The following is a 13,849-nucleotide window of genomic DNA, read 5'->3' as shown; positions in this document are numbered from 1 at the left end:
CCGCGCCCTTCAGAAGTCCGTGGCTATGGTGTTGTCAGCGGACGAGGCAGACACGGGTTCCAGGCCTTCGTACTCTTGTTTGATTCGCTCGGTCTTTGCGGCGTCGAGCCGATCCGGACGGTAGTAGGGGCTCTGCCGGTACACGAACATCGGCACCAGGCCCACGGCGAGACCGCCGATGCCGATCCAGATGGCGGTGGCATCGAGTGCGCCCAGCGACTCGACGAACACCCAGAACAGGAACAGCGCCCCGGTCAGCGGCCACAGCCCGCCGAAGATGAAGTTCGCCGGGTTCTTCAGCAGCACTTTGCGGTAGGCGACGACGACCGCAACTCCGGACAGCCCGTAGTAGACGGCGATCTGGAGTCCGATGGCGGCCACAGCGCTCTCCAGGATGTCGCCGACCGAGCCCAGCGCATTGGACGCCACAAAGAGCCCGAGGGCGACCGCACCGACAACCACCAGCGCGACCCAGGGTGTCCGGTAGCGGGGGTGAGAGGCGCCGAGGGCGGCCGGCATGGTGCGGTCGCGGCCCATCGCGAACAGGGAGCGGGTCACCTGGATGAGGGTGGTCTCCAGGGTGGCAATCGTGGACAGCATGACGGCGACGATCAACAGTTTGCCGCCCCAGCCGGGCCAGAGACGCTCGCCGAGCAGCGCCAGGACGTTGGCGCTGTTGGCCTCGATCTCCTCGGCGGTGAGCAGCAGGTTCACAGAGATCGTGAAGACCTCGAACAGGACGAAGACGACGGCGAGGCCAACCAAGCCGGCCAGCCCTGACGTCTTGCGGCTGTTGCGAGTCTCCTCGCTGAGGTTGCTGGTGACGTCCCAGCCCCAGTAGTAGAACGCCGCGATCAACGCTCCGGCTGCGAAGCCCTGGACGCCATCGAAGTGGCTGAAGCCCAGCCAGGACCAGGAGAAGTACTGAACCGCATTGTCATGGAACAAGGCCGCCACGGCGAAGGCGAGCAGTATGAGCAGCTCGATGCCAGACATGATCAGCTGGGCGTGGACCGTCAGTCGCGCTCCCTTGAGCACGACGACGAGCATCACCAGGAACCACATCGCGCCGACCACGGTCGCCAGCGCGGTGTTCTCGGCCAGGTCCGGGGCGAACAGGGACAGTGTCATGCTGCCGGCCGGCAGAGAGCCCGCGACCATGAAGATCGTGGCCGAGACCACCAGCGCCCAGCCGCTGAGGAAGCCGAGGGAGGGATGGAGGGCACGGGCCACCCATGAGTAGCTGGCGCCGGCGTTGATGTCGAGCTTGCCCAGGTAGTTGAACGCCCAGGCGATGCCGAACATGGGTATCGCGCAGTAGAGCAACGCGGCAGGGGCGGCGAAACCGACAGTGCCGACGAGCACCGCTGTGGTCGCCGCCAGGGAGTAGGCGGGGGCACTGCCGGCTACCGCCATGACAACGCTGTCGAAGGTGCCCAGGACGTTCGCCTGGAGCCCTTTGTGTGTGCTCATGAGATTTTGTGGTGCCCTTCGGATACGGCCGCTGTCGTCCCGGCAAAGAAGCGCACGGCCACGGGGACGGACAGCGGGGTGGCTGGTCCGGTCCGGGCCGGCCAGTAATCTCGCGAACAGCAGGCAGAGTTATGGACGGCTTACGAGAAGGAGGTGGCTGCGTCGTGGCAGCGTGAGGTTTTCGGGCACCAACTCATCCACCATGGCGGGCGGCGTACGCGGGTCCACTCGACTCGGGGGCAGGACCAGACGCGGTTCAGAAGTTCGCATACGTTTCCTCGATCATGCTGGCGTGGCTGTTCGGTGGAGAGGGATGAGCCCCGAGGACAGCCGAGTCGTCAACCCTCGTGACTGCCGGGTGAGTGGAATCTTCGTGCCGCCTCGAGGGCTCGCAGTCCCGCGGCTTCGCCTCGATTCTGCCGTCGGGCGACGCGCAGTGGCAGGGCGCGGTGGCCCGTCGCGACTCCGGGTGGAAGAGGACCTTCCGGATTGTTCGACGCACCGGAGACGCGCTGTGAGAAATTATCGTGTTCCGATAAACCCTGTGGAGATGCTGCGTGCCTCCACGGCTGCTGCTCCGCAGTCAGTCAGGCGGGTGCCGCGTCCGCTGCGACCCTGCTGGCGCCGTCTGGCGGAGTGGACCGAGGTCGGCGTGTGGCCCCGCCTGCACGAGGTCGAGGTTCTTCTGGCGAAGCTTCGCCGTGCGGACGCTCTGGACTTCTCCCGGGCGGCCGTTGACGGCTCCCACATCCGCGCGTGAGAGGTGGCTCCCAGACGGAACGAAGTCTTTGGGGCAGAGCGGGCAGCAAACACCACCTGATCACCGATGCCACCGGCATCCCTCTCGCCGTCACGCTGACGGGAACCGGTCCACGCGCAACTGGAACACTCCGGTGGGGTTGTTGGGGAGTTCACCGACACGACGCGGGGTGTTCGGCCGGAGCGCCGCTGCGACCTCGTCGAGGTCCAGGGCCCAGTTGCGGTCCGGGTCAGAGGGCCACGCCGGTGGCCTCGCGCAGGGCCATCGGCACGGTCTCGGCGGCCTGGTAGTTCGGGGTCACCACCACGGCGTCGTCCCCGGCGTCGAGCAGGACGTTCATGGCCAGGTAGAGGGCTTCCTCGGCTCCGGCGAAGCAGATCACGTCGTCCGCGGCGGCGTTCTCGTACGTCTGGGCGATCACCTCGCGCAGGGCCGGATCGCCGAAGGTCTCGGTGTAACCCAGGGGCAGGTTCTCGCAGCCGGTTCATGGTCGGTCCTTCGCGTTCGGTGATCTGAGTTCGGCGAGCGGGCCGTAGACAGTGGAACGGGACACCCGCAGGGCGCCGGCGACGACGGGAGCGGCGCGGCGGACCGCGAACACCCGGGCCTCCTCCAGCCGGCCGAGAACGGCCAGGCGGTCCTGGCGGGTCATGCGTTCGACGGGGCGCCCCCTCTCGCGGACGTAGCTTCCGATGTGTGCTGGATCCGCTCGGACCAGTCCTGCTCGAATAGTGGCTCCGGGCGCTGCACGGTGGGGGCGCCGAAGGCGGACAGGATCGCGGCTGCCTGTTCCAGCGGCGTGCGGTCGAGATTGATGCACAGCACCGCCGAGGGCCGGCCCTGCGATCGCGAAGGACCGCGCTGGCCGATGTCAGTCGGCGGCCGTCGACGAGCAGCTTCTCGTACGGCCCGAAGACGACCTGTGCCGAGGGTTCGAGATCGTCCAGCTCTCCCAGCAGCGAGGGGTCTCCCACGCCGCGGGAGGTCATCGGATTCCAGATCCCGAGGACCCGGTCGGTGTCCGGATCATGCAGGACGACCTCCGCGTACGGGCCGAGCAGCAGCGCGACGGCCTGGGCCACCGGCGCCCACAGCCGAATTCGAGGGTCCTGAGTGTCTTCCACTTCACCCATGCCTGGGCTGTAAGTCCGATCTGGCTGAAAAGTCCAGAGTCGGCTGGCCAAACGAATCGCGCTCAAGACGCACCGCCCGCTCCTGCAGGAGCCTGCGGGACGTCGGGAGCACTCGGTGGAGTAGGTCGTTCATCCAGATCTTGCGGTGCGGAGTGAGGCTGGTCACGGAGCGCCGAGCGCCAACCGCCGCAGGCAAGCACACACGCCCAGCTGGACTGCCCGCACGATCCGGCACTCGCGCGTTTCTCGCGTCCCTGGTCCGGCCCTGTCCACGCTTTGCCCAGTTCGGCTCCTCGACGCGAGCGGAAGTACGTCAGCTGCCGCCTCGGACTGCCCGCCCGCGCCTCCAGCGTCGTGCCGGGTGCCAGCCCTTTCGCCGTGTGGATGCACACGCTCTATCGAGCTACTCGAGCTGAGCGCCTCCGCTGAGAGGGCGGAGCCGCGCTGGATTATCGAAGTCACAGGCCGTTGATACGGGCCATCTTCCTCGCGGTCACCGGTGTGAAGTTCGCCGTCATGAAGCGGCTCGAATGACGGACCTGCCGCGAGTCCACAATCCGAGCCTGCGCCAAAAGCTGGCGGCTGCGCAACGTCACCTCCAGCTCGAACCGGGCACGAGGATCACGGAGCTGCGATCCGAAGAGTTTCTCCAATTGGCGCATGCGGTACCGCACGGTCTGCGGATGCACGCTCAAGGCCTTCGCGACCTCCGGGGCGCCTCCGTGTTCGAGCCAGGCAAGCAGAGTGACCTCGAGCCGCTCGCTCTGGCGTGGGGTCAGGTCCGCGAGCGGCTTCAACCATTGGGCAGCCAACGCCGCGGGCAGTGTTTCGTCCTGGAGGAGCATCAGAGTGGAGAGATGATCGTCGACGAAGACGGGGCGTATGTCCTGACCTTGGTGGGCCCAGGTGAGGCTGAGCAGGCGAAGAGCCCAGCGCAGGGAGGACGCGGTATCCGCCAGGGGAACCTCGTGTCCTACAGCTGCGAGGCGGCCGCGCAGCGGGGCCTCCAGCCACGCCCTGGTGTCCGAGCCCGCGCTTGGAACGAGCAAGCAGGGCCGGCCCGCGAACACGCCAGGGAGGGAGTCGTGCAGGACAGCCGCAAGCTGTTGCATCTCTCCGGGGGTTGCCAGCATGACGCCCCGCACGGCGGGCGGGAGGGGCCAGGCTGCCTCCTCGGCCAGCTCAGCGAGGGACCGCTGCGGGGTGGCTCTGGCGTCGGTGAGCGCCTTGAACAGATGCTGCCGTGGCTGGTCGGACGGTGCGCCAGGCTCGTGCCAGTCCCTTGCGGAGGCCCGGTCTGTGGCCCTGTATCCATCGTGGTGCGCCGGTCCGGCGCCGGTGTGGCGGGCGGGTTTCTGGGTGGCCGGCGGGCCTGCCTCGTGTCTGCCTTCCTGTGGGACGTTGCTCTCGTGTTCGAGGCAGCGATCCCCGCCATTCATGCTCTGATTCTCCGGCTCCCGGTAGCCCAGGGCGGCGAACAAGGCTTCCTCCAGCGAGCGCCTAAGCAATTCGTCGTGGGTCTCGTTGCCGTTCCCAAGCACAGAAGAGCCTGGTGTCCCTCGCAGAAGCTCCTCCACTATCTCGTCGGCCAGCACGGGGAGCTCCGTGCGCAGGACGCGGATCCACTCGCTTGGGGGGCGGGACAAGATGCGGTTCAAGAGTTCACACATCGTTTCCTCGTTCCTGCCGGGGGTGGGAAGGCGACGGGCCGGCCAACTGAGGCCGCGTTACGATCCCCCTCAGCCGCAGCCGGGTTGGCGCAGCCCCTTGCCCGCCTATTGCGGGCCAGTTCTCCAGGTTCTTCCCGCAGATCTACTTCGTTCCCGATGTCGGGATGTGGCGGGTGGCTGGCGGCCGGCTGACGATCGTGACTGCTGTTGGAGGAGGATCTTCCGGATTGTTCGATCTTCGGAGAGACGCGCGGAAAGTTGTCACCTTCCGATAAATCTCTGAAGGTGCTGTATGTCTCCACGATCCTTTCTTCTCTCCCAGCTCGGCCATGCCCACGGACCTGGGAGAACCAGGAGCAGCCGGCGGAGCCGCTTCTGGGTGTCGGATGCTCGCCCGGCGGGCCTCGCCCTCGCGGCGAACGCGAACTCCGTCACCGGGCAGACCGCGTCCGCCACCGCCGAACCCGCGGGCCGGCTGCACCCGCGAGCGGTTGGCGGGAGACATCTTCGATCAAGCAGGGTGGGGCGACCGCGTGGCCTTTGAGGCCCCTCGTTCCGTCCTTGAGCGAGGGGCCTCGGTCGCGACCACGTTCTGTCGCTGGTCGGGTCCGCGAGCTGGCACCGACCTCCACACCTTCGTCGGTCGAGCCTGTCACCGCATTCGGTGCCCAGCCAATGTCGCCCGGTCCGAATGTGTGGGATGCCACAAGCCAAGGGATCGGAGCGCGCGCAGTGCCACGGGTGACCTACTGTCGGCCGTGTTCGCCGCTTCCTGTTTTGAGATGATCCACCATTAGCCGTTCGGCGAGATCAGGTTCGCCGCTTTCGAGGGCGGCGATGATCTGTTCGTGCTCGTCCGCGGAACGGCGCAGGTCGGCCAGATGCCACCCCTTCTTCAGGCCGATCAGACGTGCGAAGCCGCGTAGTCGCCGGACGGTGTCGGCGACAATTGGCAGCCCCGACATCGCGGCCAGACGCTGGTGGAACTCGTCGTCGCAGTCGAGCGCAGCGTTGACATCTTTGGCCGCGAGAGCCCGTCGCGTGCGGACCATGATGAGGTGCAGCACGTCGCTGCCCGATTCGTCGGCGACGGTCGCCGCTTCTCTCGCGGCGAGACTCTCAAGCGCGGTGCGCATCAGTAGCACCTCACGTTCGAGTTCTGGCGATGTATCGGCCACCACGCACTGGCGGCGACGTCCGTCCAGGACGAGAGCATCGGAGAGCAATTCTCGCAGTGCCTCACGGACCGGTGTCCGCGAAACTTCTAGCTCGCCCGCGATCTCGATCTCGCTGAGCGGGCTGCCTGCCGCAAGCTCGCCGTGCAGAATCCGGCGTCGAAGCTCGTGGTAGACGCGGGCAGACGCGGGGGTACGCTCGATCGGCGTCTTCGTATGCGGCCGGAAACCCTTCACGTTGCCGATCCTGCCGGGTTGAGGATGCCGATCGTGAGCGCGGTGCCGGCAGTGCCTCCGGTCGCCATGGCGAGCTCAACCGTGGTGACGGTAGTGGCTGTCCACGGCTCTTCGTCAGTGCCGGGATGGACAGCGTACTGCGGGAAGCTGCTCCCCGAGACCAGGACAGCAAGGCGGTGGCCCACATCAAGTCGACAACCGATCACGCCGAGGTCGACGGTCGCCTCAGCTGGCCAGGGGGCCCGGATGAGGGCGGCACCATCGCCGATGCGGCGCGCAGTTCCATCCGGTGCGAGGTCGAGGAGCCGGACCATGACGTGTGCAGATCCACAGCCGCCCCGGAACCGTCCCGCGAGGGTGGCCCGGCCGAGGATCTCCATGGGCGCTTCGGCCGGTTCGCCTACGAAACTGACAACGTCATCGCGACCGAGAACGCAAGACTCGTCGGGAGGGTCGATGTTCGGGTAGTGCGGATGCGCCAGGCTGGGAACAGGATCGGTCGGATCATGGTGCCAGCGCACCTCGCTGGTTGGGCTGGGCGCGGGGGAGAGGCGGCCATCGGAGGTCAGGAACAAAGAGGCCTCGGTCGTGCCGCGCGGTGGCCAGTGGTCGTCCTCGCGGAACTCCTCAGAACCCAGCCGCCACCGCACAGCGGCCGGTACCGGCAGCTCGGCGCCTTTGAGGTGCCGCTCGAAGAAGGGCAGCAGGAGGCCGAGGTAGTCGTCAAGAAACTTCTTCTGGGCGCCCGGACTGGCGAACGGGTCGGCATACGGCTCACCGGTCGGACGCCGTACAGTCCAGCCGTGGTCGCGAACGTCGACGACAAGAAGGTGCTCTGCGGGTCCAGTCCGTGCCTGTTCCCACGCTGCTAGCTGGTCGCTGAGGAAGTAGTCGTCGAAGCCGGCCAGGTGCAAGGTGGGGATGCGGTCGGTGACTGGCAGCGTTGTCACATCCAGCTTCCCGGTGGCCCACTCGTCGAGGAAGAGGGGGCGCCGCCCGCCCAAGGCGGTGGCTGCGATCTCGGACTGTGGCCGTACGCGCCAATCGATGGTCCCCTCGTAGTCGTAGAGGCCCTCGTCGACCCAGGTCTGTAGTGCCCACACCGTGCACAGCTCGAGTGGGAAGACGTCCTGCCGGCGAACAGCACGCCGCAACATTGGGGCCGTCACTCGCGGGGTGATGGCACACAGTGCCGGGTGGCCACTGGCAGCTGCGGCCCATTGAGTAAAGCCGTAGTAGGAGTCGCCGAACATGCCCACTGGGCCGGTCGCCCATGGCTGAGCGACGATCCACTCCAGGGTGTCGTAGGCGTCGTCGATCTCCGCGACGAACGGCATGAGAGCACCGTCGGAGCGAAGTTTGCCGCGGACGTCTTGCACCACGACGACGTAACCGTGGGCCGTGAACCAGTCTGCGATCTGGGGCATGAAGCACTCTGCGCTGGTCTTGTCGTACGGCAGTCGTGCCAGCAAGACCGGCCCGTCTCCCGCGGGCGGGAGATACGTATCGGTCGCGAGCCGAATTCCGTCGCGCATGGACACCGCGTGCTGGCGGGCGTGCGGCGGAGGTTCGGTCAGCGGGAGACGTTCAGCGCGCCGCTCGCCAGGAGCGTTGGCGAAGGGGGTGGTCATGATGTCACCTCTCAGGTGGTTCGGGGTGGCCGACACAGCCAGCAAATGCAAGTCAAGTATTTACATGCAAGACGCTCACTTGTATACATAGCTACCCCATTGATGTGGCGGAGGCCACTGGCACAGTCGAGGTGACCCAATGCAAGCCGCTCAAGACCCCTCCACCGCCGCAGCATCTGCGATCGAGGCGCGGTCGATCGATCACATCCCGCTTGGCGAACGACACGGGAAGGTGTGGCATGTCGCACCCGTGTGGATCGCCGGCAATGCCAATGTCGGCACGGTCGCGGTCGGGGCAGCGGGGGTCGCCCTCGGCGCCGATCTGCTCTGGATCATCATCGCTGCCTGTGCCGGGTCCGCGTTCGGCGCGATCTTCGCTGCGCTGCACTCGACACAGGGACCCCACCTCGGACTGCCCCAACTGATCCAGTCGCGTCCACAATTCGGGTACGCGGGTGCAGGTGGCGTCTTCGTCCTGGCACTTGTGAACTACATCGGTTTCAACACCTTCGCCTGCATTCTCGCGGCGCAGAGCCTGTCCGTGGGCATCGGCCTCGGGAAGACGGCATCGGTTCTGGCCGTGGTGACGATATCTGCCGTCATCGCACTCTTGGGGTACAACTGGATCCACCACGCAACCCGGTGGATCACCCCTGCCTTCCTCATCTCCTTCGCAGTTCTGACCGTCGTCGCCGTCGGCAGCGACGCCACAGTAGCCGCAGTTGCCCCGATAGCTCATGGTTTCGCATGGACGCCCTTCCTGGTCGTCTTCGGTCTGGCAGCCGGCTACCAGATCAACTGGGCGATCTACGTTTCCGACTACACCCGCTACCTGCCCCCCACAGTGTCGTCACGGGCGATGTTCTGGTGCACCTACCTCGGCATGAGCCTGAGCTCGATGTGGCTCGCGACCCTCGGGGCCTTGCTGGCGGCTCGATTCGTACCCGGCGACGCCGTCGCTGGCGTGGTCGCAGCAGGCGACGCGGCCACTGCCGGGTTTGGCCGCATCGTCGTGCTGATCGGCCTGCTCGGGCTCATCGCGACGATGGCCATGAACACCTACGGCTCGGCCCTCACCCTCATCAGCATGCTCGACACATTTCGGGACATTCGACCCACCGCGCGGTTGCGAACAGTCGCGGTCCTAGCGGTCAGTGCGGTCGTGATCCTGCTGACGTTCCTCGCCTCTGACGACTTCCTCAGCTCGTTCGGCACCTATCTGACGCTCCTCCTCTACCTCTTCGCGCCGTGGACGGCGATCAACCTCGTCGACTACTTCCTGGTCCGCCGTGGCCGCTACTCCATCGCGCAAATCTTCAAGGCTGACGGCATCTACGGCCGGATCAACGGCCGCGGCCTGCTCGCCTACACGCTGGGCGCCGCCGCGGAGGTACCGTTCATGAACACCAGCGCGTTCATCGGGCCAGTCACCGATGCGATCGGTGGCGCCGACCTCGCTGTGTTCGTTGGCTTGGCGGTGGGAGGTGCCTGCTACTGGCTCAGCTATCGCGGTTACGACTTCGCCGCCGAAGAGGCGGTCCTGCGCAGCGACAACGCGAGCGGAGCGCCGATCAGCGCCACAAAGAGTGGCCGCCTGATCTGATCTCGCTCTGCCGCCCGAGCCGACCTCGATCTACAGATCGGTTCGGTGGCGAGCGGGGGCGCAGGGGGCGGGGTCTAGGCCGACTGTGGACCATCCGCATCGCTGGCCACAGCGATCGCACAGCGTCGGTCACCTGCTCCTCGCCCGGTGCCACGCCAGCCAGGTGGTCCCAGGACATCGCGGCACTGCGCCGGTTCGCCCCTGCACGCGCGCTCGCCCACGCGAAGGCCGCCGCGACCCGTCCGGACGCCGGCCTGCCAGTGCCGGGCCCCGCAGTGCTCCGTCTACGAGAACAACCAGGAGCCCTGCGCGGGGGCGGGCCGTCTGTGCCACATCGACGCCGCCACGCCAGAATCATCAGCAGAACCGCACCCGCCGCGGACCCTCCCAAAGTCGCGGGCATCCGCCGACACGACGCCTGAAAGCGTTCCGGGCGGATTCCGCGCACCCGCCATCCCGCCCCTGACGAGCAGTCTCCGGCGCGCCCCTTTGCCATGGGCGCCACGGCCAACGAAGCACCCGTCGACACCATCAGGGATGAAGGAACGGGTTTGAACACGACAAGTGGACACGGAAGTCATCCCGTCGCAGCAGGTCGCGGCGGTCCGTCTCCCGTGCGGGTAATTGACAGGGTACGAACGTACCTCCTAACGTACCCACATCCAGGCACCGCCGCCGCAGCTCGACGAGGAGCACCGATGCAGCACCTACACGACATAGACGTCCGGGTCCCGATGCCTGACGGCGCAACCCTCGCCGCCAACATCGCCCGCCAGGGCGAGGAGCAGATGGTTCCCGCGCTCAACCACATCCCTCACGAGCCGGACCAACCCAGCGGCCTGGTGCTGCCGGTCATCGACCGCAAGGACCAGCCGTGAGCGCCGCCGACCGGGTCGCCGAGCTGACCTCGACCTTCGCGGCTCCTTCCCTCGACGTGGCCCACCTGCTGTGTGACCGGCATCCCGCCGACCGGGTCGCCTTCACCGTGGTCGACGGCGACGGAAAGGCATCGACGCTGACCTTCGGCAAGCTCACCGCGGACTCGCACCGGTACGCACGGGCACTGCAGGGGCTGGGGGTCGGTCCGGGTGACAGAGTGGCGACCCTGATGGGCAAGAGCACCGACCTGGTCACCGTCATCCTGGCGATTTGGCGGCTCGGCGCGGTCTACGTCCCGCTGTTCACCGCCTTCGCGCCCCAGGCCATCGCCCTGCGCCTGGAGGGCGCGGGAGCGCACGTGGTGATCGTCGACCCGGACCAGCGCCACAAACTCGACCCCGGCCCCGACCTGCCGGACGACCCCCAGCGCCGCCTCGTCGTCACCCGAAACAGCACTTCGCACGGTGCCACGGTGCTCTCTGCCCTCGTCGCGGCCGCGTCACCGGAACCGGTACCCGCCGTCACCACCAGCGGGGACGGCCCACTGGTGCACATGTTCACCTCCGGCACCACCGGCAAGCCCAAGGGCGTCATCCACCCCGTCTCCTACATCACCGGATGGCAGATCTACCTGGAGTACGCCCTAAACGTCACCCAAGGCAGCAGCTACTGGTGCGCCGCCGACCCCGGCTGGGCCTACGGCCTGTACGCCGCCATCGTCGCCCCGATGGCCGCCGGCATCCCCAGCCTGCTGCTGACCGGCGGCTTCTCCCCCGAGACAACCTGGCGCACCCTCACCGACCACCAGGTCACCGACTTCACCGCCGCCCCCACCGTGTACCGGGGACTGCGCTCCTCGCCGGTGCCGGTCCCACAGGGCCTGCGCCTGCAGCGGGCGTCCAGCGCCGGCGAGCCCCTGACTCCCGAGGTCAACGAGTGGGCACACGCCGCACTCGGCCTCGCCGTGCACGACCACTTCGGCCAGACCGAGGTCGGCATGCCCCTGGCCAACCACCACCACAGCGAACTCACCCGTCCCCTCAAGACGGGATCGATGGGCCGGCCGGTACCCGGATGGAACCTCACCGTCTTGGCCGACGAGAAGGACGAGCCCGCAGGACCGGGCGTACTCGGCCGGGTCGCGATCGACGTCGCCGGGAGCCCGCTGATGACCTTCCGCGACTACCAGATCCCCGGACAGAGCGCTTCCAAGTTCACCCCCGACGGCCACTGGTACCTCACCGGCGACGCCGGGCGCATCGACGCCGACGGAGACTTCTTCTTCTCCTCCCGCGACGACGACGTCATCATCATGGCCGGCTACCGGATCGGGCCGTTCGAGATCGAGAGCGTCCTCGCCCAGCACCCCGCCGTCGCCGAGTGCAGCGTGATCGGCGCACCCGACGACGTCCGCGGCGAGGTCATCGAGGCGTACGTCGTCCTGCGCGACGGCGACAACGGCTCACCGGACCTGGCCACCGAACTCCAACAACTGGTCAAGACCCGCTACGCCGCCCACGCCTACCCGCGCACAATCCACTTCATCGACGCCCTGCCCAAGACACCCAGCGGCAAGACCCAGCGCTACCTGCTGCGCAACCGCCGACACACCGAACTCACCACCCCGGAGCCCCGTTGACCGGCACGGAACCCCTGCTCGTCGAGCAACACGGCACCGTCCGATGGCTCCTGCTCAACCGCCCTCAGCGGCGCAACGCCCTCGACGTCACCCTCATCGAAGCCCTGAACAAGCAGATCACCAGCGCCGAGGCCGACCCCGGCACAGCGGTCATCGCCGTGGCAGGGAAGGGGCCGAGCTTCTGCGCCGGCGGTGACTTCCACCAATTCCTGGAACTCCACGACGCGGGCGACAACCCGGTCGACTTCCTCACCGACGTGTCGGCCTGCTTCAGCCGTATCGCGGCCAGCCCGAAACCCTGGGTCGCCGTCCTGCACGGTCACGCCGTCGCCGGCGGCCTCGAACTCGCGCTGGCCTGCGATGTCGTCGTCGCCGCCGACACCACCCTCATCGGCGACGGCCACCTCCAGCGGCGTCTGGTACCAGCCGGCGGCTCGAGCGTCCGGCTGCCCGACGCGGTCGGACGGGGACTGTCCCGCTGGCTCCTGCTCACCGGCGAACTGATCCCCGCGACCGCGTTCACACACACCGGCTGGATCCACGCGATCGTGCCCGAGGCCGACCTCATCGCCACCGCCACCCGTATCTGCCAACATTTGGCCGACCGCCACCGCCCCGCTCAGCAACACCTCAAGACGCTGCTGCACCGGATCGACGGCATGGCCCCCGAGCAGGCCCTGCGCGAGGAACTGGACGTCTTCGCCGACAACTGGTCTGCGAGCTCCGTGGCCGACGCCCTGCGGGCCTTCCTCACTCCCCCTACCACGAAAGCGGACAACACATGAATCGCTACCAGGGACGCGTCGTCGCCATCACCGGGGCCGCACAGGGCCTCGGCCTCGCCATGGCGACCCGGTTCGCCGCCGAGGGCGCCACGCTCGCGCTGGCCGACGTCAACGAACAAACCCTCACCGACGCCGCCGGGACCATCACCGACGCCCACGACGCCAAACTCCGCACCGACAGGGTGGACGTGACCGACTCCGCCCAGGTCAACGCCTGGATCGACGGCGTCACCACCGATCTCGGCCGCATCGACGTGCTGGTCAACAACGCCGGCATCCTCCGCGACAACCGCGTCGAGGACATCACCGACGACGACTGGCACGCCGTCATCGACGTCAGCCTCACCGGCGGCTTCCACTGCGCCCGCGCCGCGTTCGCCCCCATGAAACGCCAGGGCTACGGCCGTATCGTCAGCTTCTCCTCCATGTCATGGCGCGGGAACTTCGGCCAGACCAACTACGTGGCCGCCAAGGCCGGCATCGTCGGCATGACCCGCACCCTCGCGCTTGAAGGCGCCCGCCACGGCATCACCGCCAACGCCATCGCACCCGGCCTCATCGAGACACCCATGCTCGCCTCCATGAACGGCCCCGCACGCGACAAGCTCACCAACAAGATCCCCATGCGCCACACCGGCCGCCCCCAGGACATCGCCGAAGCCGCGGCCTTCCTCGCAAGCGATGCCGCCAGCTACATCACCGGCATCGTCCTGGACGTGGACGGCGGCATCTCGATCGGGTCCTCGATCCGGTAGAGCGCCGCATCCACGGTCACGCTGCGGCCGTCGGATCGCCAGCGGGGACTGCCGCAGCCCAGGTACGTCGAGCGGTACCCTGGTACCCCCTCGTAAGTCTCGGACTCCC

11 protein-coding genes and 2 pseudogenes are annotated in these 13,849 nt (G+C 67.5%); 6 read left to right on the top strand and 7 right to left on the bottom strand.

Features of this window, described 5'->3' with window-relative positions; translation table 11 throughout:
* Positions 1-9 precede the first annotated feature (9 nt).
* The gene (locus tag OG624_RS08015; protein WP_033215640.1) at positions 10-1,473 is read right to left on the bottom strand and encodes an APC family permease; all 1,464 of its coding nucleotides are present in this window, start codon (positions 1,471-1,473) and stop codon (positions 10-12) included.
* A gap of 616 nt (positions 1,474-2,089) precedes the next feature.
* On the opposite strand from OG624_RS08015, the pseudogene OG624_RS08010 reads away from it, so the two are divergent.
* Positions 2,090-2,337, top strand: a pseudogene (locus tag OG624_RS08010) (IS5/IS1182 family transposase); the annotation flags it as partial.
* A 125-nt stretch (positions 2,338-2,462) separates the two neighbouring features.
* Here OG624_RS08010 and OG624_RS08005 read toward each other — a convergent pair.
* The 6 genes and pseudogenes from OG624_RS08005 to OG624_RS07980 form a co-directional block, all read right to left on the bottom strand.
* Positions 2,463-2,654, bottom strand: a complete 192-nt coding sequence (locus OG624_RS08005; protein WP_033215642.1) for a hypothetical protein — start codon at positions 2,652-2,654, stop codon at positions 2,463-2,465.
* Between the two features lie 63 nt (positions 2,655-2,717).
* Positions 2,718-2,885, bottom strand: a complete 168-nt coding sequence (locus tag OG624_RS08000; protein ID WP_244290656.1) for a helix-turn-helix domain-containing protein — start codon at positions 2,883-2,885, stop codon at positions 2,718-2,720.
* Between the two features lie 247 nt (positions 2,886-3,132).
* Positions 3,133-3,366 (bottom strand): annotated as a pseudogene (locus OG624_RS07995) (PAS domain-containing protein); the annotation flags it as partial.
* 458 nt (positions 3,367-3,824) lie between these two features.
* On the bottom strand, positions 3,825-4,961 hold the full coding sequence (locus OG624_RS07990; protein WP_371639265.1) for a PucR family transcriptional regulator: 1,137 nt from the start codon (positions 4,959-4,961) through the stop codon (positions 3,825-3,827).
* Between the two features lie 821 nt (positions 4,962-5,782).
* Positions 5,783-6,448, bottom strand: a complete 666-nt coding sequence (locus OG624_RS07985; RefSeq protein WP_051762645.1) for a GntR family transcriptional regulator — start codon at positions 6,446-6,448, stop codon at positions 5,783-5,785.
* On the bottom strand, positions 6,445-8,079 hold the full coding sequence (locus OG624_RS07980; RefSeq protein WP_266447301.1) for a CocE/NonD family hydrolase: 1,635 nt from the start codon (positions 8,077-8,079) through the stop codon (positions 6,445-6,447). The genes OG624_RS07985 and OG624_RS07980 overlap by 4 nt, the downstream gene beginning before the upstream one ends.
* A 139-nt stretch (positions 8,080-8,218) precedes the next feature.
* Between OG624_RS07980 and OG624_RS07975 the strand changes: the two genes are divergently transcribed.
* The 5 genes from OG624_RS07975 (at position 8,219) to OG624_RS07955 (ending at position 13,740) form a co-directional block, all read left to right on the top strand.
* Positions 8,219-9,682 (top strand): purine-cytosine permease family protein, encoded by a 1,464-nt coding sequence (locus OG624_RS07975; RefSeq protein WP_063733941.1) that lies wholly within the window; start codon positions 8,219-8,221, stop codon positions 9,680-9,682.
* Between the two features lie 698 nt (positions 9,683-10,380).
* The gene (locus tag OG624_RS07970; RefSeq protein WP_033215647.1) at positions 10,381-10,560 is read left to right on the top strand and encodes a hypothetical protein; all 180 of its coding nucleotides are present in this window, start codon (positions 10,381-10,383) and stop codon (positions 10,558-10,560) included.
* Positions 10,557-12,200: an AMP-binding protein gene (locus tag OG624_RS07965; RefSeq protein WP_033215648.1), complete on the top strand. Its 1,644-nt coding sequence runs from the start codon at positions 10,557-10,559 to the stop codon at positions 12,198-12,200. Before OG624_RS07970 ends, OG624_RS07965 begins: the two co-directional genes overlap by 4 nt.
* Positions 12,197-12,985 (top strand): enoyl-CoA hydratase/isomerase family protein, encoded by a 789-nt coding sequence (locus OG624_RS07960; protein WP_033215649.1) that lies wholly within the window; start codon positions 12,197-12,199, stop codon positions 12,983-12,985. The genes OG624_RS07965 and OG624_RS07960 overlap by 4 nt, the downstream gene beginning before the upstream one ends.
* Positions 12,982-13,740, top strand: coding sequence for an SDR family oxidoreductase (locus OG624_RS07955; RefSeq protein ID WP_033215650.1), 759 nt, complete (start codon positions 12,982-12,984; stop codon positions 13,738-13,740). Before OG624_RS07960 ends, OG624_RS07955 begins: the two co-directional genes overlap by 4 nt.
* The last annotated feature ends 109 nt before the right edge of the window (positions 13,741-13,849 follow it).

It is taken from the genome of Streptomyces virginiae (assembly GCF_041432505.1).
GTDB lineage: Bacteria > Actinomycetota > Actinomycetes > Streptomycetales > Streptomycetaceae > Streptomyces > Streptomyces virginiae_A.
This window is presented reverse-complemented; position numbering and strand designations above follow the sequence as displayed.